The following is a 25,623-nucleotide window of genomic DNA, read 5'->3' as shown; positions in this document are numbered from 1 at the left end:
GTCACCAGGAAACGGCAAGGCTGGCGGAGAAGGTACGACCGGGGCTGGTGTAGCGATCCAGCACGCGGCTGGTCGGCGACAGCGTCGAACCCACGTTGGACCAATCGATGTAGCGTTTGTCGCCCAGGTTGAACACGCCTACGTTGAAGGTCGCACCGGGGGCGAAATTCCAATGTGCCATCAGGTCGGCCACGCCATAGCCGGCCGGGCGGTACACCGTGGCCGAGGCGACGCGGTCCTTGCGCTTGACGAAGGTGCCGGCCAGTTCGACACCCCAGGCATCGGTGTCGTACATCAGGCCGACGGTGCCGCGCAGCGGGTCGACCGAATCCAGCGGGGTGTCCTCGGTCTTGTTGTCGCCGCGCGACCAGGCCACGGAACTGCGCAGTGCCCAGCCCTGCAGGGTCGGGCTGATCTGGCCGAAGTCGACGCCGGCCTTCAGTTCAGCGCCGTAGATGCGGGCGTCGGCGATGTTGCGCGACTGGAACACCATCAGGCCCTGCGCATTGGTGCCGACCAGCGACTGCGACTCGATGAAGTCCTTGTACTCGTTGTAGTAGCCGCTGACGCTGACGTAGGCAGCCGGCGACAGGAAGCGCAGGCCCAGTTCCATGCCATCACTGGTTTCCGGCTTCAGGTCCGGATTGGGAATGGCCGTGTAGCCGAAGGCGAAGTTGGTGAAGCCGAGATTGACGTCGTTGTACGGCGGCGAGCGGAAGCCGTGCGAGTAACCGGCAAACAGCGACCATTCGTCGGTGAAGCGATAGACCATGCCAAGCTTGGGCGAGACGCTGGTCTTGGTCAGCTTCGCCACCGCCACGCCGGGATTGTCCTCGGCGAAGATGTTGTCCACTTCCGGCTTCAGCTCGTAGCGGTCCACGCGCACGCCCGGCACCAGCGACAGCCTGCCGCCAGCCATGCGCATTTCATCCTGCGCATACAGGCCCAGCTCGGTGGTCTTGCTGATCGGGAAATCGCGTACCGGGAACGCATCGGGCAGGATGGTGGTGCTGGTCTGGCCGTTGGCCAGCACCTGGAAACCATCGCGCTTCTGGCGGATCTCGGTGCGTGCACCCTCGAAGCCATAGGTCAGCGCGTGCTCGACGCTGCCGGTGCTGAAGGCCTTGTTGAACTGAGCCTGCAGGCCGTACACACGCTGGTCGAAGTTGAACTCGCGGTGGCGACGGCTGCGGTTGGCACGGTCCTCATCGGTGATCTGGGTGGTTTCGCTGTGCTGGGTATACAGCTGCCAGTGCAGGCTGTCGGCGAAGCCTTTGTCCAGCGCATCCATTTCATGCGCGAACGACACGCGGGTGCGGTTCTGCTTGTCGCGCGCCTTCATGCCGGTGGTGGTGGTACGGTCGATCGAAGACAGCACGTTGGTCTCGGTCTTGTCTTCGTTGCCTTCCACGGTCAGGCGGAAGCGCTGGTCCTCGCTCGGTGCATAGACCAGCTTGGCCAGGCCGCTGCGACCGTCGCGGTCCTGCGGGTTGGGGGCGGTGCGGGTGTTGTCGTTGCTGCGCACGTCACCCTTGTTGTCGGTTTCCTGGCCCTGGCGATGGTTGATGTTGACCATGCCGCTCCAGTGTTCGCCGCCGAACGCCGTGGTGACACCGCCGAGCAGGCCCTTCCATTCACCGTCGTAGCCGAACTTCAGGCCGACGTAGCTGTCCTTGCCATCCTTCAGGTAATCGGCCGGATCCTTGGTGACGAAGGCGACCACGCCACCCAGCGCATCGGAACCGTACAGCGAGCTGGCCGGGCCGCGCACGATCTCCACGCGCTTGAGCGTGTCCAGATCGGTGAAGTTGCGGTTGGCGTTGGAGAACGAACCAATGTTGAAGCTGGTCGGCATCGCGATGCCATCGGTCTGCACCCGCACACGGTTGCCGTCCAGGCCACGGATACGGATGCTGCCCAGGCCGAAGCGCGCGGCGCTGCGGCTGACCGACAGGCCCGGCTCGTAGCGCAGCAGATCCTTGATGTCCTGGACCAGGTGCCGGTCCATCTGCTCACGGTCGATCACGTCCACCGTCGCGGCGACGTCACTCACTGCGCGCTCGGTGCGCGTGGCGGTGACCTGCACGCGATCGAATTCGCGCGCATCGGGCGCGGCGCTGGCGGCGGTGGCAGCGTGGGCGGACAGCGGGAGCGCCATCCAGACAGCAAGGCAAAGGGCGGTATGGCGGGTCATCGGGTTCGTTCGGTCAGGCAGGGGAACCCCCGGCCACCGGCACGCCGGAGCGCACGCGGTAGACCGAGGGGGAGAGAGCGGGAACGGTCGGGTCGCCCACCCTGCGGGCGGCGCCCGGCAGGAGGGAGGGAGGCGGGCGACCAGGCCGCATTACTTGGTCAGGATCAGCTTGTCGTTGCTGGTGTGCCGCAGGCGATAGAAGCGATCGCCGTGCTGGATCAGGATTTCACGACGGCCCTTGAGCAGGGCTTCGCTGTCGATGACCTCTTCCGGCGGAACGACGCGGACCGGACGATCGCGGAGGGTCAGTGTTTCAGGGCGCAGCAGTACAGGTTGAGCGTTCATGAGCATCTGGACTCGTGCGAGGGACGAGTTAAATGATAATGATTCTCAGTTGACAATCAACAACCATTCTCAATTTGATTGATGAGATTAATGATCGAAATCCGAAATTCGATAGATTTTGTGAATCAAATGGCGTGCAGCGGTGACCCTGGGGTCGAGCACGGCTCGACTCCCGGCGGGAAAATGCTGCAGGTCAGACGAAGGCGGCTTCGATCCGGGCCCAGCCGGCGGCGTCGATCTGCTCCAGCACTTCCAGGGCCTGCAGGTTCTGCAGCAGCTGCTCGACCCGGCTGGCGCCCAGGATCACGCTGGACACCTGTGGATTGCGCAGGCACCAGGCGATGGCCACGCTGGCCGGGGCGTGGCCAAGCTCGCGTGCCACCGCGCTGAAATGACGGACCTGGGCCAGGCGTGCCTGTGCATCGGCGCCCAGAACCAGATCCTGCAGCCACTCCATGCCCTCGCGGCCCAGCCGGGCGTCGGCCGGAATGCCACGGTCGTACTTGCCACTGAGCAGGCCGGACGCCAACGGCGAGAAGATGGTGGTGCCCAGGCCGGCCCCCGCGTACAGCGGGGCGTACTCGGTTTCCACCCGCTCGCGGTGCAGCAGGTTGTACTGCGGCTGCTCCATCGATGGCCCCTGCAGGTTGTGTCGCGCGGCGATGTCCAGCGCCTGCTGGATCTGTGCCGCCGACCACTCGGACGTGCCCCAGTAGAGCACCTTGCCCTGCCGTATCAGGGTATCCATCGCGTGCACGGTCTCGGCGATCGGCGCGTCGGGATCCGGGCGGTGGCAGTAATAAAGGTCCAGATAGTCCACCCGCAGGCGCTTGAGTGCGGCATGGCAGGCATCGGTGACGTGCTTGCGCGACAGGCCGCGCTGGGTCGGTCGCGGATCCTTGGCACTGCCGAAGAACACCTTGCTGGACACGCAGAACCCATCGCGCGGCAGGCGCAGGTCGGCGATCACATCGCCCATCACCTGCTCGGCGCGGCCATTGGCATACCCCTCGGCATTGTCGAAGAAGTTGATGCCATGGTCCCAGGCCGCAGCAACCAGGTTGCGGGCCTCGTCGCGCGGAATCTGGTCACCGAAGGTCACCCAGGCGCCGAAGGACAGGGCGGATATCGGCAGGCCGGTGGAGCCCAGGCGGCGGTAGTGCATGCGAATCTCCTGCTGCGGGCCCGCATCCGGGCCGGAATCGAGCCCCATTCTACCCGTCGTGCCGACCGCAACCCCTTGCCGTTGCTGGCCCGATCGGTGCCGATGGCCGCGCGCACGCTGCTTTTCCTTGCCCCGGCCCCTGCCCTGCACTAGGCTTCCCGTTTTTCGCGACGCCCCAGGGGAGTCACTCACATGGTCGAAGGTTTGGGCAGGATCGGCTTCGGCCTGTTCGGGTTGGCGGTGCTGATCGGCATCACCTGGTTGTTTTCCAACAACAAGCGCGCGGTGGACTGGAAGCTCGTCGCCACCGGCATCACCCTGCAGATCGCCTTTGCGGCGCTGGTGATCCTGGTCCCCGGCGGCCGCGACGTGTTCGATGCGCTCGGCCACGGCTTCGTGAAGGTCCTGAGCTTCGTCAACGAGGGCTCGAAGTTCATCTTCGGCTCGCTGATGGACGTCCAGAACTACGGCTTCATCTTCGCCTTCCAGGTGCTGCCGACCATCATCTTCTTCTCCGCGCTGATGGGCGTGATGTACCACCTGAACGTCATGCAGGCGATCGTCCGGGTGATGGCGTGGGCGATCACCAAGGTGATGCGCGTGTCCGGTGCCGAAACCACCAGCGTCTGCGCCAGCGTCTTCATTGGCCAGACCGAGGCGCCGCTGACCGTGCGCCCGTACATCGCCAAGATGACCCAGTCCGAGCTGCTGACCATGATGATCGGTGGCATGGCCCACATCGCTGGCGGCGTGCTGGCGGCCTACGTGGGCATGCTCGGCGGGGGCGACCCGACCCAGCAGGCGTTCTACGCCAAGCATCTGCTGGCGGCCAGCATCATGGCCGCACCGGCCACGCTGGTGGTGGCCAAGCTGCTGATCCCGGAAACCGGCACCCCGCTGACCCGCGGCACGGTGAAGATGGAAGTGGAGAAGACCTCCAGCAACATCATCGACGCGGCGGCGGCCGGCGCCGGCGACGGCCTGAAGCTGGCGCTGAACATCGGCGCGATGCTGCTGGCCTTCATCGCCCTGATCGCCCTGCTGAACGCCCCGCTGACCTGGCTCGGCGAAGTGACCGGCCTGGCCGCACAGATCGGCAAGCCGACCAACCTGTCGACCATCTTCGGCTACCTGCTGGCACCGATCGCCTGGGTGATCGGCACCCCGTGGGCCGACGCCACCACCGTGGGGTCGCTGATCGGACAGAAGGTCGTGATCAACGAATTCGTCGCCTATACCGAGCTGTCGCAGATCGTGAACGGCCAGGTCGCCGGCGTGACCCTGTCCAATGAAGGTCGCCTGATCGCCACCTATGCGCTGTGCGGCTTCGCCAACTTCAGCTCGATCGCGATCCAGATCGGCGGCATCGGTGGCCTGGCCCCGGAACGTCGCCACGACCTGGCCAAGTTCGGCCTGCGCGCGGTACTGGGCGGTACCATCGCCACCTTCATGACGGCGACCATCGCCGGCGTGCTGACGCATTTCAGTTGAACCCTAGTTCGAGAAAAGATTCCCTATGAGCAGCAGTGTCGTTGTCGTCGGTTCCTTCAATGTCGATCACGTGTGGCGGTGCGAGTCGCTGCCGGCACCGGGCGCGACCATTGCCGGCCGCTACAGCACCGGCCCCGGTGGCAAGGGCTTCAACCAGGCCGTGGCCGCATGCCGCGCGGGCGCCGATACCCACTTCGTGTGCGCCCTGGGTGATGACGCCGGCGGTGCCACCGCCCGCGACCTCGCCGGCCAGGACGGTTTCGCGCTGATCGCCGAAGCCAGCAGCGAACCGACCGGCACCGCCGGCATCTATGTCGATGCACGGGGTCGTAACACCATCGTGATCGGCCCGGGCGCCAATGCCGCCCTGAGCACCGATTTCCTGCAGCAGCAACAGGCGCTGCTGACCGGTGCCCGGGTGGTGCTGGTGCAGCTGGAGTCGCCGGTGCAGACCATCGAGGCGGCACTGGCTGCCGCCCGCGAGGCCGGTGTCACCACCGTGCTCAACACCGCACCGGCCGACGCCCCCTCGACCATCGGCCTGCTCAAGCTGGCCGATGTGATCACCCCGAACGAGACCGAGTTCGCCGCCCTTCTGGGCCGCCATGTCGGCGAGCGCGTGGATGCCAACGACGTGGCCGCGCTGGATGGTGCCAGCCTGCATGCGCTGTGCCGCAAGCTGGTCGGCAACGGTACCGTGGTGGTCACCCTGGGCTCGGTGGGCGTGTTCGTTTCGCATGCCGATGAGAACCTGCGCGGCGACACCCAGCCGTACTACCGCGTGGGTGCCGAGCAGGTGCAGGCGATCGATACCACCGGTGCCGGCGACGCCTTCAACGGCGCGCTGGCCGCCTCCCTTGCCCAGCTGCCGGAGGCGCCGTTCGCACGCCATGTGCGCTTCGCCAACCAGTTCGCGGGCCGCTCGACCGAGAAGGAAGGCGCCGCAGCGGCGATGCCACGGCTGACCCCGGCCGACGTGGAAATCCGGTAGGTCCACGCCGCAGCTGCATGAACCGGCCCGGGCGCGCAGGTGCCCGGGCCTTTTTCTGCCTGCGCCCATGCAGGGCACGCAGCCCTGCCCCAGCCGCCCACCATGACCCGCCACTGGGGGCGGCGGAAGCAACCGTCAAGCATCTGCTGATGCCCGTACGGCATGAGGTCGGTCCGGATCGGCCTGAACCGGCGCCTCGCCGACCCGGCCATGTGACCGCCTGCGGCCTACAATGGGCGTATGCAGATCGGCCCCTACACCATTGCTCCCAACGTCGTGCTGGCGCCCATGGCCGGCGTCACCGACAAGCCGTTCCGCCTGCTGTGCAAACGGCTGGGCGCGGGCCTGGCCGCCTCCGAGATGACCATCAGCGACCCGCGCTTCTGGAACACGCGCAAGTCGATCCACCGCATGGACCATGAGGGTGAACCGGCACCGATCAGCGTGCAGATCGCCGGCACCGAGCCGCAGCAGCTGGCCGAGGCGGCGCGTTACAACGTCGACCATGGTGCGCAGATCATCGACATCAACATGGGCTGCCCGGCCAAGAAGGTCTGCAATGCCTGGGCCGGTTCGGCGCTGATGCGTGACGAATCGCTGGTGGCGCGCATCCTTGCTGCCGTGGTCAACGCGGTCGATGTGCCGGTCACGCTGAAGATCCGCACCGGCTGGGACTGCGACCACCGCAATGGGCCGCTGATCGCGCGCATCGCCGAGGACAGCGGCATCGCCGCCCTGGCTGTGCACGGCCGCACCCGCGACCAGCACTACACCGGCCAGGCCGAGTACGCCACGATCGGCGAGATCAAGGCCGCGCTGCGCATTCCGGTGATCGCCAATGGAGACATCGATTCGCCGCGCAAGGCCGCCTTCGTCCTGCAGCAGACCGGCGTGGACGCAGTGATGATCGGTCGCGCGGCGCAGGGCCGGCCGTGGATCTTCCGCGAGGTGGCGCACTACCTGGCCACCGGCGAGGAACTGACCCCGCCGTCACTGGCCGAAGTGCGCGATATTCTGCTTGGCCACCTGCACGCCCTGCATGCCTTCTACGGCGAGCCGCAGGGCGTGCGCATCGCGCGCAAGCACCTGGGCTGGTACGCCAAGGACCGGCCCGAGAATGCGGCGTTCCGCGCCGTGGTCAACCGCGCCGAAGATCCGCAGAGCCAGATCACGCTGACCACCGAGTACTTCGACCGACTGATCGCCGGGCAACCGGCGCTGCCGTCGGCTGCCTGACCCCGCACGCCCCGCAGTCGACCCTGCACGACGCACCACGAGCCCGCGACCATGACACCGCCGATTTCCTCCCCCACCTACCTGCACGGGTTCTCCGGCACCGAACAGCAGCGCCTGATGACCCAGGCCCGCCTGCTGGAATCGAGCATCTTCGGCCAGATCGACTACGGCAGCGCACGACGCCTGCTGGAAGTCGGCAGCGGCGTCGGCGCGCAGACCGAGATCCTGCTGCGCCGCTTCCCGGACCTGCACGTGACCGGCGTGGACCTGAGCGAAACGCAGCTGGCGACCGCCCGCGAGAACCTCGCGCGCACGCCGTGGTGCAGCGATCGCTACACCCTGCAGCAGGCCGATGCAGGCGAGCTGCCGTTCGAGGCACGCAGCTTCGATTCGGCATTCCTGTGCTGGGTGCTGGAGCATGTACCTTCGCCGGCCCGCGTGCTCAGCGAAGTGCGCCGTGTACTCGCACCGGGATCGCCGGTCTACATCACCGAAGTGATGAACGCATCGTTCCTGCTCGATCCGTATTCGCCGCACATCTGGCGTTACTGGATGGCATTCAATGATTTCCAGTACGACCACGGCGGCGATCCCTTCGTCGGCGCCAAGCTCGGCAACCTGCTGCTGGCCGGTGGTTTCCGCGATGTGCATACCGAGATCAAGACGATCCACCTGGACAACCGCGAGCCGGCGCGGCGCAAGACGATGATCGCGTTCTGGGAGCAGCTGCTGCTGTCGGCCGCCGAGCAGCTGCTGCAGGCCGGCACCGTGGACGAGGATACGGTGGAGGGCATGCGTCGCGAGTTCCGGTTGGTGCAGAACGATCCCAATGCCGTGTTCTTCTTCTCGTTCGTGCAGGGCCGCGCGACGGTGTATTGACCGGCGCCTGCACCGCTGCGCTGCGGCAGTGCCACGCGCCGCATGGCTGGCAACCCGCTAGAATCGTCGCGGGCTGGCGTCGAGGACGGGCGCGCGCTGGACCCGGCCCCTTCCGCATGCGCGGCAACGGGACCACCGAGCTCCGCGCCTGAAGGGATTCCTGATGACAGCACGCGCAACGACTCCGGGTAGCACGCTGCCCCTCGCCGCCCGGGAAGGCGGCCTGCTGGATGGCCTCGACTCCCGCCAGGCCCGTCTATGCCTGGGCATCGTGGCGGTGCTGTGCCTGCTGTATGTCGCATTTGCACTGACGCCCTCGTCCTATGCGATGGCCAGCCAGTACCTGGGGCTGGCGCCGATCGAGCCCCTGCTCGGCAAGGCGCGGGGCATCCGCATGGACGAGTGGATGGTCTACACCCCTTACGTGCAGATCGCGGTGGCCAACGACTTCGGCGCGACCAACGCGTTTTCGCCATACCACGAGACGCTGCGCTCGTTCCAGGCGCTTCCGCTGCTGGACTGGGGCCTGCTGTTCAAGCCGTACCACTGGGCCTTCTTCATCCTGCCACCGGCCAACGCCTACTCGTTCTTCTTCATGTTCATGGCGATGGCGTTCCTTTGCGGCTGGGCACTGTTCCTGCGCCAGCTGCGGGTTCCGCCGCTGGCGGCCGTGCTGGTCGCGCTGACCCTGTACTTCTCGCCCTACGTGCAGGTGTGGTGGACGACCAACTGGGGCGCGTTCGCGCTGGCACCGTGGGTAGCCGTGGCCTGGCTGCGGATCGACAACCGCTGGCTGCGCATCCTCGCCAGCGCCTACGCACTGGTGGTCTGGCTGCTGGCCGTGGCCTATCCGCCCTTCATCATTTCAGCGCTGCTGGCCATGGGCGTGCTGGTGCTGGCCTTCCGCCGCGATGCGTTGACAGTGGCACGCCTGCTCGATGCGGCGGTCGCCGGCGGCCTGGCGCTGCTGGCGTTCCTGGGCTATTTCCACGAAGCGATCGAGATCGTCCGCAACACCGTCTATCCCGGCCAGCGCGAGAGCGCAGGCGGCGGGGTCAGCCCGGTCGCGCTGCTCACCCACGGGTTCCCCAACCTGATGACGCGCGGATTCTATCCGCTGCCTGCGTTCGAGCCGTCCAACGCCTGCGAGATCGCAGTGTTCAGCAGCCTGCTGCCGCTGTTCACCGCCGTCCTCGCCGACTGGACGCAGGTGCTGCGCTGGGCGCGCGGCCACCGGCTGTCGCTGGGGGTGCTGGCCGCCGGCATCGCGCTGGTCGCCTGCTGGATCTTCCTGCCGGTGCCGCTGCGGATCGGCCAGCTGACCGGACTGTCGATGGTGCCGCCCACCCGTGCGTTGCTGGCATTGGGCCTGCTGCTGAACATCGGCTGCGCGATCGTGCTGGTGCGCGGCGGGGTGCGCCTGGGACGCGGCCGCCTGCTGCTGCTCGCGGCCCTGCTGCTGGCGGGATGCCTGCTCAAGTTCGCCTTCGGCCAGGGCAGTTTCAGCCGGCTGCATGCCACGGCCGATGCATGGCCACTGCTGTGCGTGGGCGTGCTGGCCTTCGCCGCGCGCCGCCCGCGGTTCGCCGCGCATCCGGTGGCGCTGGTGCTGGCGGTGGCCGCGCTCGGCAACGTGCTGACCAACGGGCTGTTCAATCCGGTGCAGTCGGCCCGGCCGATCTTCGACATGGACCGCAGCGCCGTGCTGGCGTCGATGCAGGCGCGCGGTGCACGGCAGGCTGCGGACGGAGCGCTGGTGGTGGAAGGGCGCTACGGTGCGCTGCTGTCCGGCGTCGGTATCCCGGCAGTCAACCACACGCTGTATTTCCCGCAGCTGGCGTACTTCCGCGCGCGCTTCCCGGACATGCCCGAAGACCGCTTCAACACCACGTTCAACCGCTATCACCATGTGATGGTCAGCGACGTCGCCGAACCCCGTTCGATGTACGCCGACCTGGTGGAAGTGCCCGCAGCCGCGATGCTGGCCGCGCCCGCGCAGCCGCCGGCACCGCCGCAGCCCTGAGGACGATGCAGATGAACGCCTACGCGCGCCCGGCCACGCCACCGAAGATCGCCGTCATCATTCCCTGCTACCGGGTGACCCGCCACGTGCTCGGCGTGCTCGCAGCGATCGACGATGCGGTCACCGCGATCTACTGCGTTGATGATGCCTGCCCGGATGGCAGCGGCCGGATGGTCCAGGACAGCACGCGCGATCCCCGGGTCAGGGTGCTGTTCCATGCGCAGAACCGCGGCGTCGGTGGTGCGATCAAGACCGGCTACCGCGCGGCCATCGCCGAGGGCATGGACATCCTGGTGAAGGTCGATGGCGACGGCCAGATGGATCCCACACTGCTGATGGACTTCGTCGCTCCCATCGCCGAGGGCAACGCCGACTACACCAAGGGCAACCGCTTCTGGAACCTCAGCCACATCCGTCGCATGCCGCTGCTGCGGCGGATCGGCAACCTCGCGCTGTCGTTCATGAGCAAGGCGTCTTCCGGCTACTGGCAGGTGTTCGACCCGACCAACGGCTACACCGCCATCCACGCCCGCGTTGCCAGCCACCTGCCCCTGGATGCGATCAGCGACCGCTACTTCTTCGAGACCGACATGCTGTTCCGCCTCAACACGGTGCGTGCCGTGGTGCAGGACGTGGCGATGGACGCGCGCTATGCCGACGAGACCAGCAACCTGCGCATCAGCCGGGTACTGGGCGAGTTCGCCTTCAAGCACGTGCGCAACACGCTCAAGCGTGTCGGCTACAACTATTTCCTGCGCGACCTGACCATCGCCTCGCTGGAGCTGATCGCCGGGCTGGGACTGCTTGCCTTCGGTGGCGTGTTCGGCGCGTACCACTGGATCGCATCGGCATCGGCGGAGGTTGCGACGCCGGTCGGTACGCTCATGATCGTCATGGTTTCGCTGATTTCAGGTCTGCAGTTCCTGCTGGCATTCGTCGGCTTCGACATCGCCAATGCGCCGCGCCAGGTCCTGCATCGCTCGATCCAGCTCAACCGCACAGCACCGCCGGCCTGACGCCGGCACAGCATCCCCGCCTGCCGATCAATCGCCCGCGTGCACCGGGGCACTCCCGCCGGTGGCGCCCGTCGCTGCCGGCGCATGCCAGATCCGCTGCCACATCGCGGCCAGCCTGACGCCGACATCGGCGCGCGCCGCTGGGCTGCTGTAATCCGTGCGCCGCTGCTCGGGCACGATCGCCTGCCAGCGCCCATCGACCTGCCGTGCCACCGCGAAGTTGAAGGTGTAATCCGGCTCCAGGCCCATGCGCAGATCACTCAGCACCAGCATTCCGTCCACTATCTGCGCACGCATGAAGCCACGGTTGAACCACTGCAGGCGTTGAACCGCCGGAATCGACTGCGCTTCACGCAGGGCCTGCACATTGGACGGGTGGCCTTCGAACTGCATCGGGCCGCGGTCGGCCACCAGCGAGCGATCGCCGACCACGTAACCGTTCGGGGTCATCGCCACCACCCGCCACAGCAGGGTGTTGAACGGCATCGGTACCGAGAATCGTGGCGCATCGCCCAGCCCCATGGCCGCAAGGCTCTGCTGGGCGGCACGGTCGACCTGAGCCTTGGCCAGCAGGCCCCATCCCAGGTAGCCGGTACTGAGCACCAGGGCAACCCCGAGTACCTTGCCGGCCCATGGCCGCGCGCGCACGAACCACGCCACCACGCAGCCCAGCAGCAGCCACACCGTGTACGCCGGATCGATGATGAAAACACTCGAGCCCATGGTCGGGTGTGGCCGCAGTGGCCACCACAGCTGGGTGCCGTAGACAGTGAGCGCATCCAGCAGCGGATGGGTGACCAGCGCCAGCTGGATGGCCCAGAACCAGCGCAGCGGCGACTGCGCCACCCGCCCCCCGCCGTAGCGCTTGAACAGCCACCAGATCAGCGCCGCCACCCAGGGCAGCACCAGCAGCGAATGGCTGAAGCTGCGGTGGTCGACCATCACCGCTACGGGATCCTCGGCAGTGAAGCCCAGCCACAAGGCATCCAGATCCGGCAGGGTGCCGAGTGCGGCACCGGCCAGCAGGGCCGCGCGGCGATGTCCGGGCGGGGCGATGGCAGCGGCTACGGCGCCGCCGAGAACGATCTGGGTCAAGGAATCCATGGCCCGATGCTAACGGCTTTGCCGGGCGACAGCAGAGCCCGGACGGTGGCCGGTGCCGCTGGGGTCAGGCAGCCGCCGCGCGCCGGGCTGCGCCGGGCAGCTCCACCAGCGTCCGCCCATGGTGATCGAGCAGGCGCAGCGCGCCGTCATGATCTTCGGCCAGCGCGGTCAGGCTCTCCACCCAGTCGCCGTCGTTGGCATAGACCAGGCCGTCGCGCTCGACCAGCGCCGCACGGTGGATGTGCCCGCAGATGATGCCGTCCAGGCCGCGCCGGCGCACGTCGTCCAGCCCGGCCTGCACGAAGCGCTCGATGTAGCGCTCGGCCGCACCACTGCGCTTCTTGAGGAATTCCGACAGCGACCAGTAGCGCATGCCCAGCCGGCGGCGTACCGCGTTGAGCGCCTGGTTGCCGGTCAGGATGCGGTAGTACAGCCAGTCGCCGAACTTTTCCTGCAGGCCGCCGAAATGGGTGACACCGTCGTAGTCGTCGCCATGGGCGACCAGCAACCGTCGCCCATCGGCGGTCACGTGGATCGCACGACGACGCACCTGCATCGCCGGCAGCATCAACCCGCAGACATGGCGCAGCGAGGCATCGTGATTGCCGGGGATGTAGATGATCTCGGTACCGTTGCGACGCAGTCCATGCAGCGCCTGGATGACGTCGCTGTGCGACTGCCGCCAGTTGGCGCGATGATGCGCCATCCACCATAGGTCGATGATGTCACCGACCAGGTACAACCGTTCACAGCGCAGCTGGGTGAGAAACACGGCCAGTTCGGCCGCATGGCAATGGCGCGACCCCAGATGCACGTCGGAGACGAACACGGCGCGACGGTGTGGCGACAACGTCGCCAGCGCGCTCATGCCTGCGCTCCGGCATCGCGCAGGTAGCGCTTGCGCTTGTGCGGTCGGATCGCGCACAGGTCCACCTCGATCAGACCGTCGATCGAGTCGCTGAACGCCGGGTCGACGCCGAACGCAAGGAAGCGCGCGCCACCGGGCTCGCACAGGTCGGTGTACTGGCGGTACAGGGTCGGCACGCCGGTCCCGAGTGCGGCCAGGTTGGCCTTCAGGACATCGAAGGCTGCGCCCGCATCCAGTTCGCCGAAACTGGGCGGTGCCGCGAAGTACTGGAAGGGCCGGTTCGACTCGGCCAGGCCGGCGATGCCGCCGTAGTAGCGCTGGTAGTAGGCCACCAGTTGCTCGCGCGCATCGCGCGGCAGCGCCGCACTGATCGATACCGCACCGAACAGGTAGCGGATGCCGGGCCGGCACTGCAGGTAGGCGCCGATTCCCTGCCACAGGTAGTCCAGGCTGCGGCTGCCCCAGTAATCGGGCACTACGAAGCTGCGGCCCAGCTCCAGCCCCTCGGCGATATGGGTGATGGCATCGTCGGAATAGCGGAACAGCGACGCGCTGTAGAGCCCTGCCAGTCCGCGCCGGGCCAGGGCGTGCGCGCCCCGCATGATGCGGTACGCGCCCGCGATGCGCTGCGCGGCAGCGTCCCAGATCACGATGTGCTCGTACTGCGGATCGAAGGCGTCCAGGTCGCGGCTGTGGCCGGTACCCTCGCCCACCTGGCGGAACGTCAGCTCGCGCAGGCGTCCCAGTTCCAGCAGCAGCGGCGAGTCGGCGCTGCAGCTGGCCAGCAGGATCTGCTTGCCGTCGGCGGTCTGTCCGAGCCGGACAGCGCCAGCGATGGCGGCCGCCACCTGCGACGGCGGCACCGGTGCGGCCAGTGGTTCGGGGCCGGCACCGGCAGTCTCGCCGGGGCGCAGGTCGCGGCCCAGCGCATACACCGCGCGCCGTACCGCCAGCAGCTGCTCGCCCGGGTCGCCCTGTCCCAGCTGCATCGGTTCACCGACGCGCAACCGCAGCGGCCGACCACGCCGCGCGAACATCTCGCGCGCCAGCAGCGCGGTGCCGGCTGGCTTGAACAGGGTCGAGGCGCCGTAGAACAGGGCCGAATTGCGTGCCTCCACCCGCACCGGCAACACCGGGGCGCCGGCGGCCCGGGCGAACCTGACGAACCCGCGCTGCCAGCGACCATCACGGATGCCGCGCAACGACAGCCGGGATACCTCGCCGGCCGGAAACACGATCACGCACTGCTCGGCGGCCAGCGCCTGCTCCACCGCCTGCAGGCTGCCGCGCTGGACCTTGCCGCCGAGGATGCGGACCGGCAGCAGCAGGTCCTGCAGGGGGCCGATGGCGCCCAGCAGATCGTTGGCCACGATCCGCACATCGCGGCGGATGCGGCCGACCGCGTCCAGCAGCGCCAGCGCGTCGAGTGCACCGGACGGATGATTGGCCACGATCAGCAGACGGCCCGTGGCCGGAATGCGAGCCAGGGCTGCCGGATCCACCTGGTACTGGCCGTCCAGGAACTCCAGTCCGGCGGCCACGAAGCCGAATCCGCGCACGTCCGCGTTGCGCCGCAGGAAGTCCTCCACCCGGTCCAGCCGCGACCAGCGACCCACACTGCGCAGCAGTGGCCGCGCGAGCTGGCCGCGGCGGCCGTGGAACCACTCCGGAAAGCGTTGCTGCAGACGCTGTTCGAGTTCCTGCATGGCGTGCTCACTGATACCCGGCGGCCGGATTGGCCGACAGCCTGCGCCTGGCACGCGGCAGGCAGATGGCGGTTTCGGGGCAGAACGATGACGGCCGGTCCCGCTCCGGCAACGCCGGAACCGCCCCTTCCCCCCCGCAACACGGCCTTGCGGCAATGGTCACGCCAGTGGAACACTGCCTGCGCACCGTGTCCTGCAGACGCCCGCCAGGCCTTGTGCCAGAGGGCACGTCACCTTAACCACCGGCAACCCGTACGGGTTCACAATGCACAGGCGGCGCACCCCGTGTATGATGCGCGCCCATCTTTCCATCCGAATCAAGGGATATTAAGCCTGATGTCCAGCTACCTGTTCACCTCCGAATCGGTCTCCGAAGGCCATCCGGACAAGATTGCCGACCAGATCTCCGACGCGGTGCTGGACGCGATCCTGACCCAGGACCAGCGCGCCCGCGTGGCCTGCGAGACCATGGTCAAGACCGGTGTGGCCATTGTTGCCGGTGAGATCACCACCAGCGCCTGGATCGACCTCGAAGCGCTGACCCGCAAGGTCATCCTGGACATCGGCTATGACAGCTCCGACGTCGGCTTCGACGGCGCCACCTGCGGCGTGCTGAACCTGATCGGCAAGCAGTCGCCGCACATCGCCCAGGGCGTGGACCGCAAGAAGCCGGAAGAAATGGGCGCGGGCGACCAGGGCCTGATGTTCGGCTACGCCACCAACGAGACCGACAGCTACATGCCGGCCGCGATCCACCTGTCGCACCGCTTGGTCGAGCAGCAGGCCAAGATCCGCAAGAAGAAGAACTCGCCGCTGTCGTGGCTGCGCCCGGACGCCAAGAGCCAGGTCACCCTGCGCTACGAGAACGGCGAAGTGGCCGCCATCGACGCGGTGGTGCTGTCCACCCAGCACGCCCCGGGCATCAAGCAGAAGGACCTGATCGAAGCCGTCCGCGAAGAGATCATCAAGCCGGTGCTGCCGGCCAAGTGGCTGCACAAGGGCACCAAGTTCCACATCAACCCGACCGGCAAGTTCGAGATCGGCGGCCCGGTGGGCGACTGCGGCCTGACCGGCCGCAAGATCATCGTCGACACCTACGGCGGCTGGGCCCGTCACGGTGGCGGCGCGTTCTCCGGCAAGGATCCGTCCAAGGTTGACCGCTCGGCCGCCTACGCTGCCCGCTACGTCGCCAAGAACGTGGTCGCCGCCGGCCTGGCCGACCGCTGCGAAGTGCAGGTCTCCTACGCCATCGGCGTGGCCGAGCCGACCTCGATCTCGGTCACCACCTTCGGCACGGGCAAAATCAGCGACGACAAGATCGAGAAGCTGATCCGCAAGCACTTCGACCTGCGCCCGTACGGCATCATCAAGATGCTGGACCTGATCCACCCGATGTACCAGCAGACTGCGGCCTACGGCCACTTCGGCCGCAAGCCGAAGGAGTTCAGCTACCTCAACGGTGCCGGCGAGACGGTCAACGCCACGGCCTTCTCCTGGGAGAAGACCGATCGTGCCGCCGCTCTGCGCGCCGATGCGAAGCTGAAGTAAGACAGACGAAGGGCCGCGCAAGCGGCCCTTCTGCTTTCTGTAGAGCCGAGCCCATGCTCGGCTTTCTTTTGCCTGCGCCGAGAGCAGCCGAGCACGGGCTCGGCTCTACACGAGCTGCGCCACGCCGATACAATCGGTGCATGTCGACCGAACTCAAAACCCACCAGCTGTCCATGACCGTGCTGATGTCGCCGGAGATGGCCAACTTCTCCGGCAAGGTCCACGGCGGCGCCATCCTGCGCCTGCTCGACCAGGTTGCCTACGCCTGCGCCAGCCGCTACGCCGGCAGCTACGTGGTCACCCTGTCGGTGGACCAGGTGATGTTCCGCCAGCCGATCGCGGTGGGCGAACTGGTGACGTTCCTGGCCTCGGTGAACTACACCGGCACCTCGTCGATGGAGATCGGCATCAAGGTGGTGGCCGAGGACATCCTCAAGCGCAGCGTGCGCCACGCCAACAGCTGTTTCTTCACCATGGTGGCGGTGGACGAAGAGGGGCGGCCAACGCCTGTCCCCCCGCTGCAGCCCGCCAGTTCGGACGAAAAGCGCCGGCAGGCCGCCGCGCTGATCCGGCGCCAGCTGCGGCAGGAAATGGAGCAACGGCACCTGGAACTGCTGGCGTCCAATCCGCCTTCACCTGAAGAGTGAGAGCGTGCGGGGCAAGCCCCGCACCCACCGAGGCGGGTAGCGCCGGGCCATGCCCGGCGGATGCGGATCACCCGGTGTTCTGCACGCCCTGCGAAACACCATTCACGCAGGCCACCAGCGCGCGCAGCAGTTCTTCGTCCTCCCGCCCGCTTTCGCGCCAGCGCTGCAGCAGGTCCACCTGCAGCACGCTGATCGGATCGACGTAGGGATTGCGCAGGCGGATCGACAGCGCCAGCCGCGCATCGTGCTCCAGCAAGGTCTGCTGGTCCATCAGTGCCAGCAGCCAGCGGCGGGTCAGCGCCAGTTCGTGCTGGATCTGCGGGAAAAAGCGCCCGTGCAGGTCACCGGAGAGACGCGAGAACTGTTCGGCGATGGTGATATCGCCCTTGGACAGCACCATTGCGATGTCGTCCAGGAAGGTGCGGAAGAACGGCCAGTCGCGCGCCATGTCGCGCAGGACAGGTTCATGGCCGGCATCCACCGCCGCCTGCAGGCCGCTGCCCACGCCATACCAGCCGGGAATCACCGCGCGGGCCTGGCTCCAGGCGAATACCCACGGGATCGCACGCAGATTGCCCAGTGCCGCATCCTGGCCGAGACGACGCGACGGCCGTGAACCCAGCGTCATCCGCTCGATCACATCGATCGGCGTCGCCGTACGGAAGTAATCCATGAAACCGGTCTGGCCGACGAAGACGCGATAGACCTCGCTGCTGGCGGCGGCGACCACGTCCATCACCGGTCGCCAGCCCTCCTCGCGAGGTTCCGCGGCACGCGGACGCAGACTGGCCCGCAGCACCGCACCGGTGGCCTGCTCCAGCGATCGCAGCGCCAGCGCGCGGATGCCGTACTTGCGGTGGATCACCTCGCCCTGCTCGGTCACGCGCAGGCGACCATCGATGCTGCCACGTGGCGACGCGTCCACCGCGTGCGTGGTCTTGCCACCGCCCCGGCTGATCGAACCACCACGGCCGTGGAAGAAGGTCAGGCGGATGCCGGCCTCGGCCGCCACGTCCAGCAGTTCCACCTGCGCACGCTGCAGGCCCCAGCGCGAAGCGGCGATGCCGCCGTCCTTGCTGCTGTCGGAATAACCCAGCATCACCATCTGCACATCACCGCGTGCCCGCAGATGAGCGCGATAGACCGGATCGGCCAGCAGGTCACGCAGCGTCGCAGTACCACGCTTGAGATCGTCCACCGTCTCGAACAGCGGTGCGATGTCCAGCGGCACCGCGCCGTCCTCGTCAGCCAATCCGCCACGGCGCGCCAGCGCCAGCACGGCCAGCACATCGCTGCGATCATGTGCCATCGAGATGATGTAGCTGCCCAGCGCCTCGCTGCCATGCCGCGCGCGCGCGTCGGCCAGCGCCGCGAACACCGCATCCAGTCGCTGGTTGCCCTCGTCGTCACCCACCGGCAGCGGCTGCTCGCCGCTGGCGTGTGGGCCGAGCAGGCCTGCGCGGGCCAATGGATCCAATCCTTCCCAGGCCGCTTCGCCGCCCAGCACCGCCGCCAGCGCGCGCGCATGCACGCTCGATTCCTGCCGCACGTCCAGCCGCGCCAGATGGAAGCCGAACGTCTTCACCCGCCACAACAGTCGCTGCACGGCGAATCCGCCGGCATGCTCGCCACGGTTGGCACGCAGGCTGTCGAGGATCAGCTGCAGATCGTCGATCAGCTCGTCCGGGCCTGCATAGGCTCCCTCTGCATCGTCCAGGGTGGCCTGCAGGCGCGCACGCATGCGGTCGTTGAGCAGCCGGTACGGCATGTCGGCGTGCCGCGGGCGCGACTGCACCTTCGGCAACAGCTGCTGGTAGTGCGACACGCGCGCCTGCAGCGCATCGCTCACGCCCACCCGCTCGGTGGACTGGCTGAGCAGGCTGGCCAGCTGCAGCAGTTCCTTCTGGTAGCGCCCCAGCACTGCCTGTCGCTGGGCATCGAGCGTGCTGCGGATGGTGCGGGCGTCCACGTTCGGGTTGCCGTCCATGTCGCCGCCCACCCATGTGCCGAAACGCAGCAGGCGCGGCAGCGCCAGTTCTTCGCCATAGGTATCACGCAGCGCCTGCTGCAGGGATTCGTACAGCACGGGTATCACCCGGTACAGCACCTGCACCAGATAGAAGCCGACGTGCTCGCGCTCGTCATCGACCGTCGGCCGCACCGGCGAGGAGTCGGTGGTCTGCCAGGAAGCGGTCAGCGCCATGCGGAAGCGTGCAGCATCCGCTGCCGCCTCGCCCGGCGTGCGCTGGCCGTCGAGGTTGTCGACCAGACTGGCCACCATCAGCTGCTCTTTCTCCAGCAGTGCGCGGCGCACGGCTTCGGTCGGATGCGCAGTGAACACCGGTTCGATATCGATGCGCGGCAGCCACTGCGCCAACTCATCCAGCGTCACGCCCTGCGCCTTCAGGTGCTGCAGCGCATCCTGCAGGCCATCCGGCTGCGGCGCGGCAGTACCGGCGCGCTGGTAGTCGCGGCGGCGGCGGATGCGGTGCACGCGCTCGGCGATGTTGACCACTTGGAAGTAGGTGCTGAACGCCCGCACCATCGTCTCGGCCTGCTGCGGCGTACGACCGGCCAGGCCATCGGCCAGCTCCGACAGCGGCGCCTGGTTTTCGCGGCGGGCGATGGCCCGCGTGCGAACATCCTCGACATCGTCGAGGAAGGTTGCCGAAACCTGCTCGACCAGCAGGTCGCCGACCAGCGCGCCGAGCCGGCGCACGTCATCGCGGAGCGGAAGATCGGGAGAAGCAAACTCGATGCTGCTGCGGTACTCGTTCATCGGCGACGCACGGGCCTCGGTCAACGGATCCTGGATCCAAGCCTATCCCAGATCGGGGGCTGTGCTGCGATGCAGAAATGGTTTCATCTGCATGCAACGCCAGCGCTGCCGATGTGGAATGCAACCGCGTCGGGGCGGCCCCCTCGCAGGGGCCGCCGGCATGCACGTGTCAGCGCTTCTTCTTCGCCTTGCCCGAGGCTGCCGGGCCGATGGTCTGCTCCAGCCAGCGCTCGCTCTCGGCCAGCATGGTCATGATCGATTCGCGTGCACGATAGGCGTGCGATTCGTTCGGCAGCATCACCAGGCGCGCCGTCCCTCCGAGTCCCTTCACCGCAGCGAACATGCGCTCGCTCTGCATCGGGAAGGTGCCGGAATTGTTGTCATCCACGCCGTGAATGAACAGGATCGGATCCTTGATCCGGTCCGCATAGTTGAACGGCGCCATCTTCTGATACACGTCCTGCGCCTGCCAGTAGTTGCGCTCTTCGGCCTGGAAGCCGAACGGCGTCAGCGTACGGTTGTAGGCTCCACTGCGGGCGATGCCGGCCTTGAACAGGCGCGTATGCGCAAGCAGGTTCGCGGTCATGAACGCACCGTAGGAATGGCCGCCGATGGCGATATGGTCGCGGTCGGTCACGCCACGGCGCACCACTTCGTCCACCGCAGCCTGGGCATTGGCCACCAGCTGTTCGATATAGGTGTCGTTGGGTTCCTTGTCGCCCTCGCCGATGATCGGCATCGAAGGACTTGCCAGCACCACATAGCCCTTGGCCAGGAAGGCCTGCGGCCCCCAGTAGCTGATCGCGTTGAAACGGTACGGCGAATCGGTGACCTGGCTGGCGGCCGCGGCGCTCTTGAACTCGCCCGGGTAGGCCCACATCAGCAGCGGGCGCGGGCCGTCGCGGGTGGGATCGTAGCCCGGCGGCAGCAGCAGCGTGGCCGTGAGGTCCACGCCGTCGGCACGCTTGTAGCGGATCTGCTCCTTCTGCACGCCCTTGAGCTGCGGCAGCGGATGCGGGAAGTGGGTCAGCGCGCGCGGTGCCGCGCTGGCATCGGTGAGCGACTGCACATGGAAGTTGGTCGGCTCGTCCGGGCTTTCACGGCTCAGCAGCAGCGAGCTGCCCTGATTGTCCAGCAATGCCACCGGCACCGAATAGTTCGGCGCCTGCGAGTGGAACAGGCGGGAGGCCTTTCCGCTGGCGATGTCGAAGCGGTCCACGAACGGACGGTCACCTTCCGGCGAAGCACCGGCACCAACCAGATACAGGCTGCCACCATCGGGGCTGGTCTGCAGCAGCGAGCGGCCGCGATCGTCGCTGGACAGCTGGGGCCGGCCCGGATCGGAATAGCGGTCCTGCGCATCACGATCCCACAGCAGGCGCGGCTCGGTACCGGCGTTGTCCGGGGCAATCAACCAGGTCTTGGTCCTGCGGGTCTTCCACCACGACTCGGTGAGCAGGGCCAGGTCGCCACGGCCCCAGCTGATGCCGGCCAGACGGCTGCCGAGCTGGGCCAGCGTCACCGGCGGCCTGTCGAACGGGGCGGCCTGCATCAGCACGGCGTCGCGCACCTTGGCGTCGCGGTTCGGATCACCACCGTCCTGGGCTTCGGCCCAGACCAGTGTGGCATCGGCATCGCCGCGCCAGCTGATGTCGCGCACGCCGGTCACTTCGGCGTCGTTGCCGGTCGGCAGGCCTTCCACCAGCGGGCGCACGGCCACGGTGTGCACCAGTTGGCCGCTGGCACGGTCGATCACTTCAATGCGGCGCGGGAAGCTGCTGACCGGCACCACATAGGAGTACGGCCGCTGCACCGGCTGGCGCAGCACGAAGCGGCCATCCGGCGACACCGAGAAGCCCATGAAGATGCCCGCCGCGCCGATCGCGCGGGTGCGGCCATCCAGGCTGACTTCCATCGGCTGGGTGGTGGCGTAGTAGTCGAACTGGCGCGCGTCGGCCTCGTTCTTCAGCAGGTCCTGATAGGTACGGATCGACACCACGCCGCCGCCCTGGCTGGTCTGCTGCACGGCGGGGCCGGTGGGAATGCCGTCGGCGGCCGGGGCGGCGCCGAGGTTGGCCGGGCGGGTGAACACCACCAGACCACGGCTGTCCGGCAGCCACTGGTAGCCGCTGCCGATCACCGTGTTCAGGCCGGCGACCAGGCGACGGGCGCTGCCGGCGGCCACATCCACCAGCCACAGTTCATTGGCGCCACTGGCGGCGTCGACCTGATTGAAGGCCAGCCACTTCTGGTCCGGCGACCATGCCAGGCTGGCAATCGACAGCGTGCCCGGCAGGCCGCTGATCTGCCGCTCCCTGCCGTCGGCCACGCTCATCAGCCACAGCTTCTCGCCGAAGCTGAAACGGCTGTCGGAGAACGTGCGCGGGTTGATGCGCAGGCCTGCCAGCTTCAGTTCCGGCTGGGCCACCACCTGGATCGACGGCAGCGACGGCATCTGCATCAGCGCGGCCACATCGCGGCGCGGCGACAGGTACAGCGAGGGCGCACGCGGGGCGTCGACCACCGCCTGCAGCGCGGCCGAGGGCAGCTCGTAGCCGTTTGCGCCCTGGGCCTGGGCCGCCGCGGGCTGCGGCGCCGCCGCCCAGGCCAGCGGGGCCACCGCCAACAGGGCCATGGACAGGACCAGGCCGGTCAAGCGCCGGTTGCGGCGTACATGCGTGCTCATCGTTCCACCTGAGGGTGCGTTAAAACCCGACCTTAACAGTCCGTGCACAGGCGCCCATCTGCCGATGGTTGGGTCACGCCGATGAAACACCGGGCGCGCGATATAATGGCCGCTCTCCCCTCCCGAGGGGCGCTGCGACCGGACCCCCATGAGGCCGGCCAGGCTCGGTGAGGTGGCTCTGTAACAACGGCGCCCGGCTAGATGCGAGCACCCGCTCGCCCACAACCGGAGCTACTGCATGAACGCTGTTGCCAAGACCTTCTCCACCGAAGGCGATTACAAGATCCGCGACATCACCCTGGCCGACTGGGGCCGCAAGGAACTGGACATCGCCGAGCATGAAATGCCGGGCCTGATGTCGATCCGCCGCAAGTACCAGGCCGAGCTGCCGCTGAAGGGCGTGCGTGTGACCGGCTCGCTGCACATGACCATCCAGACCGCGGTGCTGATCGAAACGCTGAAGGACATCGGCGCGGACGTGCGCTGGGCCTCGTGCAACATCTTCTCGACCCAGGACCATGCGGCTGCGGCCATCGCCGCCACCGGCACCCCGGTGTTCGCCTGGAAGGGCGAGACCCTGGAAGAGTACTGGGACTGCACCCTGGACGCGCTCACCTTCACCCTGGCCGACGGCACCCTGACCGGTCCGGAGCTGGTGGTCGATGACGGTGGCGACGTCACCCTGCTGATCCACAAGGGCTACGAGCTGGAAAACGGCAGTGACTGGGTCAACACCGCCTCCTCCTCGCACGAGGAACAGGTCATCAAGAACCTGCTCAAGCGTGTGGCCAAGGAGCGCCCGGGTTACTGGGGCCGCGTGGTCAAGGACTGGAAGGGCGTCTCCGAAGAGACCACCACCGGCGTGCACCGCCTGTACCAGCTGGCCCAGGCCGGCACCCTGCTGATTCCGGCGATCAACGTCAACGATTCGGTCACCAAGAGCAAGTTCGACAACCTGTACGGCTGCCGCGAGTCGCTGGCCGATGGCCTGAAGCGTGCCATGGACGTGATGCTGGCCGGCAAGCTGGCCGTGGTCTGCGGTTACGGTGACGTCGGCAAGGGCTGCGCCGCCTCGCTGCGTGCCTACGGCGCACGCGTGGTCGTGACCGAAATCGATCCGATCTGCGCCCTGCAGGCAGCGATGGAAGGCTATGAAGTCAACACCATCGAATCGACCCTGGGCCGCGCCGACCTGTACGTCACCACCACCGGCAACAAGGACATCATCCGCATCGAGCACCTGAGCGCGATGAAGGACCAGGCCATCGTCTGCAACATCGGCCACTTCGACAACGAGATCCAGGTCGATGCGCTGGTGTCCTACCCGGGCATCAAGCACGTCAACATCAAGCCGCAGGTCGACAAGTACGTCTTCCCGAACGGCAATGCGATCTTCCTGCTGGCCGAGGGCCGCCTGGTGAACCTGGGCTGTGCCACCGGCCACCCGAGCTTCGTGATGTCCAACAGCTTCGCCAACCAGACCCTGGCACAGATCGACCTGTGGGCGAACAAGGACAACTACGAGAAGAAGGTCTACCTGCTGCCGAAGAAGCTGGACGAGGAAGTGGCACGCCTGCACCTGGAGAAGATCGGTGTGAAGCTGACCACCCTGACCCAGGAACAGGCCGACTACATCGGCGTGCCGGTGGAAGGCCCGTTCAAGCCGGACCACTACCGCTACTGATGCCGCGCCCGGGGTCGGTTCCCTTTCCGCAGGAAAGGGCCCCGGCCCCAGCAGCGGAAGCAGAAAGAACGGGCGCCTTCGGGCGCCCGTTCTGCGTCAGGCACGCCGCTAGCGCCAGCCCACGAGCATCCCGGTAGCGCCGGGCCATGCCCGGCGGGTACAAGGCGCCTGCTCATCGACACGCAGGCAATACGATCTCCACGCCACCGGGCATGGTCCGGCGCTACCAGATCATGGCAACAGCCTCGGTCAAGGCAGCCGCGTCGCCCCACGCTACGATGCGCCCATGACTCCGGCCATCACCCTGCTCAAGCGCGAGAAGATCGCCCACACCGTGCGCAGCTATGTGCACGATGCCCACGCCGAATCGTATGGTGGCGAAGCCGTCGACAAGCTGGGCCTCAACCCGGCACAGGTATTCAAGACCCTGCTGGCCAGCACCGAAACCCACGAGCTGCTGGTGGCGATCGTGCCGGTGGCCGGCCAGTTGGACCTGAAGGCGTTGGCGGAAGCAGCCGGCTGCCGGAAGTGTGAGATGGCCGCTGCCGACGCCGCCCAGCGCGCCACCGGCTACGTGGTCGGTGGCATCAGCCCGCTCGGGCAGAAGAAGCGCCTGCGCACGTTCCTGGATGCCAGTGCGCAGGTATTGCCCAGCCTGCATGTCAGCGCCGGGCGTCGTGGACTGGAAGTGGAACTGGCGCCGGCCGACCTGCTGCGCCTTACTGCCGGCCATTACGCCGCCATCGGCAAGGCCCGCTGATGCGCTGGCCGTGGTCCGCAGCGCCGATACCCCGGCTCGACGATGCACAGGCCGACGTGCTGCTGCAGGATCTGCTGTCGCGCGACGCCAGCCGCATCACCGACGCCGCGCGCACGGTTGCGCGGTTGTTCACCCCCTCCTCGCTGGAGGCCCTGGCATCGCACGCCGACCTGATCGAGCGACGCTGCCAGCCCGTCGAACTCGGCGGCATGCTGGTCAGCAACCAGGCGCACCTGAAGGCGGCGCTGCGACGATTGCGCCACTGGCAGGCGCGCGAGGGTTGCCTGTGCGCGCTCAACCCCACCTACCCGTTCTTCGATCCCCGGCGCCTGCTCGAACAGGGCCACATGCAGCTGCTCTCGTTGCAGGAGGCCGAGGATGGTTGGGGCGATTGCCACACGGTCGCCTGTGCACACTGCGGCCAGCACTGGCAGGCAATCGACCGCGAATACCATTACCCGTGGTGGGAATGGCTTTCCGGCTGAGCGCGGCCGGACGCAC

General features: G+C 67.4%; 19 protein-coding genes and 1 riboswitch. Of the genes, 11 read left to right on the top strand and 8 right to left on the bottom strand.

Annotated features, from left to right (window positions below):
* Position 1: 1 nt before the first annotated feature.
* The 3 genes from AC5P5M_RS17140 to AC5P5M_RS17130 all read right to left on the bottom strand — a co-directional run bounded on the left by AC5P5M_RS17140 (position 2) and on the right by AC5P5M_RS17130 (position 3,704).
* Positions 2 to 2,194 carry a TonB-dependent hemoglobin/transferrin/lactoferrin family receptor gene (locus AC5P5M_RS17140; RefSeq protein WP_495206179.1) on the bottom strand — a complete coding sequence of 731 codons (2,193 nt, stop codon included), beginning with the start codon at positions 2,192 to 2,194 and terminating at the stop codon, positions 2 to 4.
* Between the two features lie 150 nt (positions 2,195 to 2,344).
* The gene (hemP, locus tag AC5P5M_RS17135) at positions 2,345 to 2,539 is read right to left on the bottom strand and encodes a hemin uptake protein HemP (RefSeq protein WP_005412278.1); all 195 of its coding nucleotides are present in this window, start codon (positions 2,537 to 2,539) and stop codon (positions 2,345 to 2,347) included.
* Positions 2,540 to 2,732: 193 nt separating this feature from the next.
* Positions 2,733 to 3,704 carry a potassium channel beta subunit family protein gene (locus AC5P5M_RS17130; RefSeq protein ID WP_053516475.1) on the bottom strand — a complete coding sequence of 324 codons (972 nt, stop codon included), beginning with the start codon at positions 3,702 to 3,704 and terminating at the stop codon, positions 2,733 to 2,735.
* Positions 3,705 to 3,896: 192 nt separating this feature from the next.
* On the opposite strand from AC5P5M_RS17130, the gene AC5P5M_RS17125 reads away from it, so the two are divergent.
* The 6 genes from AC5P5M_RS17125 (at position 3,897) to AC5P5M_RS17100 (ending at position 11,340) form a co-directional block, all read left to right on the top strand.
* On the top strand, positions 3,897 to 5,195 hold the full coding sequence (locus AC5P5M_RS17125; RefSeq protein WP_053516424.1) for a NupC/NupG family nucleoside CNT transporter: 1,299 nt from the start codon (positions 3,897 to 3,899) through the stop codon (positions 5,193 to 5,195).
* Between the two features lie 25 nt (positions 5,196 to 5,220).
* A complete protein-coding gene (locus AC5P5M_RS17120; protein WP_053516425.1) occupies positions 5,221 to 6,186 on the top strand; it encodes a ribokinase in 966 nt (321 codons plus the stop codon).
* Between the two features lie 240 nt (positions 6,187 to 6,426).
* On the top strand, positions 6,427 to 7,422 hold the full coding sequence (gene dusB / locus AC5P5M_RS17115) for a tRNA dihydrouridine synthase DusB (RefSeq protein WP_065182791.1): 996 nt from the start codon (positions 6,427 to 6,429) through the stop codon (positions 7,420 to 7,422).
* Between the two features lie 51 nt (positions 7,423 to 7,473).
* The gene (locus AC5P5M_RS17110; protein WP_053516428.1) at positions 7,474 to 8,301 is read left to right on the top strand and encodes a methyltransferase domain-containing protein; all 828 of its coding nucleotides are present in this window, start codon (positions 7,474 to 7,476) and stop codon (positions 8,299 to 8,301) included.
* Between the two features lie 163 nt (positions 8,302 to 8,464).
* A complete protein-coding gene (locus AC5P5M_RS17105) occupies positions 8,465 to 10,324 on the top strand; it encodes a DUF7657 domain-containing protein (RefSeq protein ID WP_164151656.1) in 1,860 nt (619 codons plus the stop codon).
* 11 nt (positions 10,325 to 10,335) lie between these two features.
* A complete protein-coding gene (locus tag AC5P5M_RS17100; protein ID WP_053516476.1) occupies positions 10,336 to 11,340 on the top strand; it encodes a glycosyltransferase in 1,005 nt (334 codons plus the stop codon).
* Positions 11,341 to 11,367: 27 nt separating this feature from the next.
* Here AC5P5M_RS17100 and AC5P5M_RS17095 read toward each other — a convergent pair whose 3' ends face one another.
* The 3 genes from AC5P5M_RS17095 to olsF all read right to left on the bottom strand — a co-directional run bounded on the left by AC5P5M_RS17095 (position 11,368) and on the right by olsF (position 15,018).
* Positions 11,368 to 12,444 (bottom strand): metal-dependent hydrolase, encoded by a 1,077-nt coding sequence (locus AC5P5M_RS17095; RefSeq protein WP_495206178.1) that lies wholly within the window; start codon positions 12,442 to 12,444, stop codon positions 11,368 to 11,370.
* 64 nt (positions 12,445 to 12,508) lie between these two features.
* Positions 12,509 to 13,312: a UDP-2,3-diacylglucosamine diphosphatase gene (locus AC5P5M_RS17090; RefSeq protein WP_279942598.1), complete on the bottom strand. Its 804-nt coding sequence runs from the start codon at positions 13,310 to 13,312 to the stop codon at positions 12,509 to 12,511.
* The gene (gene olsF / locus AC5P5M_RS17085; RefSeq protein ID WP_253119391.1) at positions 13,309 to 15,018 is read right to left on the bottom strand and encodes a bifunctional ornithine lipid synthase OlsF; all 1,710 of its coding nucleotides are present in this window, start codon (positions 15,016 to 15,018) and stop codon (positions 13,309 to 13,311) included. Before olsF ends, AC5P5M_RS17090 begins: the two co-directional genes overlap by 4 nt.
* A gap of 336 nt (positions 15,019 to 15,354) precedes the next feature.
* On the opposite strand from olsF, the gene metK reads away from it, so the two are divergent.
* Positions 15,355 to 16,566 (top strand): methionine adenosyltransferase, encoded by a 1,212-nt coding sequence (metK, locus tag AC5P5M_RS17080; protein WP_053516433.1) that lies wholly within the window; start codon positions 15,355 to 15,357, stop codon positions 16,564 to 16,566.
* A gap of 140 nt (positions 16,567 to 16,706) precedes the next feature.
* Positions 16,707 to 17,213 carry an acyl-CoA thioesterase gene (locus tag AC5P5M_RS17075; RefSeq protein ID WP_053516435.1) on the top strand — a complete coding sequence of 169 codons (507 nt, stop codon included), beginning with the start codon at positions 16,707 to 16,709 and terminating at the stop codon, positions 17,211 to 17,213.
* A gap of 67 nt (positions 17,214 to 17,280) precedes the next feature.
* Here AC5P5M_RS17075 and ppc read toward each other — a convergent pair whose 3' ends face one another.
* Together ppc and AC5P5M_RS17065 are read right to left on the bottom strand one after the other, a co-directional pair.
* Positions 17,281 to 19,992 (bottom strand): phosphoenolpyruvate carboxylase, encoded by a 2,712-nt coding sequence (gene ppc, locus AC5P5M_RS17070; RefSeq protein WP_495206206.1) that lies wholly within the window; start codon positions 19,990 to 19,992, stop codon positions 17,281 to 17,283.
* 169 nt (positions 19,993 to 20,161) lie between these two features.
* The gene (locus AC5P5M_RS17065) at positions 20,162 to 22,678 is read right to left on the bottom strand and encodes a S9 family peptidase (RefSeq protein WP_495206177.1); all 2,517 of its coding nucleotides are present in this window, start codon (positions 22,676 to 22,678) and stop codon (positions 20,162 to 20,164) included.
* 118 nt (positions 22,679 to 22,796) lie between these two features.
* Positions 22,797 to 22,880: riboswitch (S-adenosyl-L-homocysteine riboswitch) on the top strand.
* Positions 22,881 to 22,916: 36 nt separating this feature from the next.
* Here AC5P5M_RS17065 and ahcY point away from each other — a divergent pair.
* The 3 genes from ahcY to AC5P5M_RS17050 all read left to right on the top strand — a co-directional run bounded on the left by ahcY (position 22,917) and on the right by AC5P5M_RS17050 (position 25,607).
* Entirely contained in the window at positions 22,917 to 24,362 is a 1,446-nt protein-coding gene (ahcY, locus tag AC5P5M_RS17060) for an adenosylhomocysteinase (protein WP_053516439.1), read from the top strand.
* Positions 24,363 to 24,648: 286 nt separating this feature from the next.
* Positions 24,649 to 25,122 (top strand): Cys-tRNA(Pro) deacylase, encoded by a 474-nt coding sequence (ybaK, locus tag AC5P5M_RS17055; RefSeq protein WP_180875710.1) that lies wholly within the window; start codon positions 24,649 to 24,651, stop codon positions 25,120 to 25,122.
* Positions 25,122 to 25,607 (top strand): hypothetical protein, encoded by a 486-nt coding sequence (locus AC5P5M_RS17050; RefSeq protein WP_495206176.1) that lies wholly within the window; start codon positions 25,122 to 25,124, stop codon positions 25,605 to 25,607. Before ybaK ends, AC5P5M_RS17050 begins: the two co-directional genes overlap by 1 nt.
* Positions 25,608 to 25,623: the final 16 nt, after the last annotated feature.

The sequence above is a fragment of the Stenotrophomonas sp. YJH_SMC_106-19 genome (assembly GCF_059368375.1).
The sequence above is the reverse complement of the archived record's forward strand: the minus strand, read 5'-3'. Positions and strand labels throughout refer to the sequence as shown.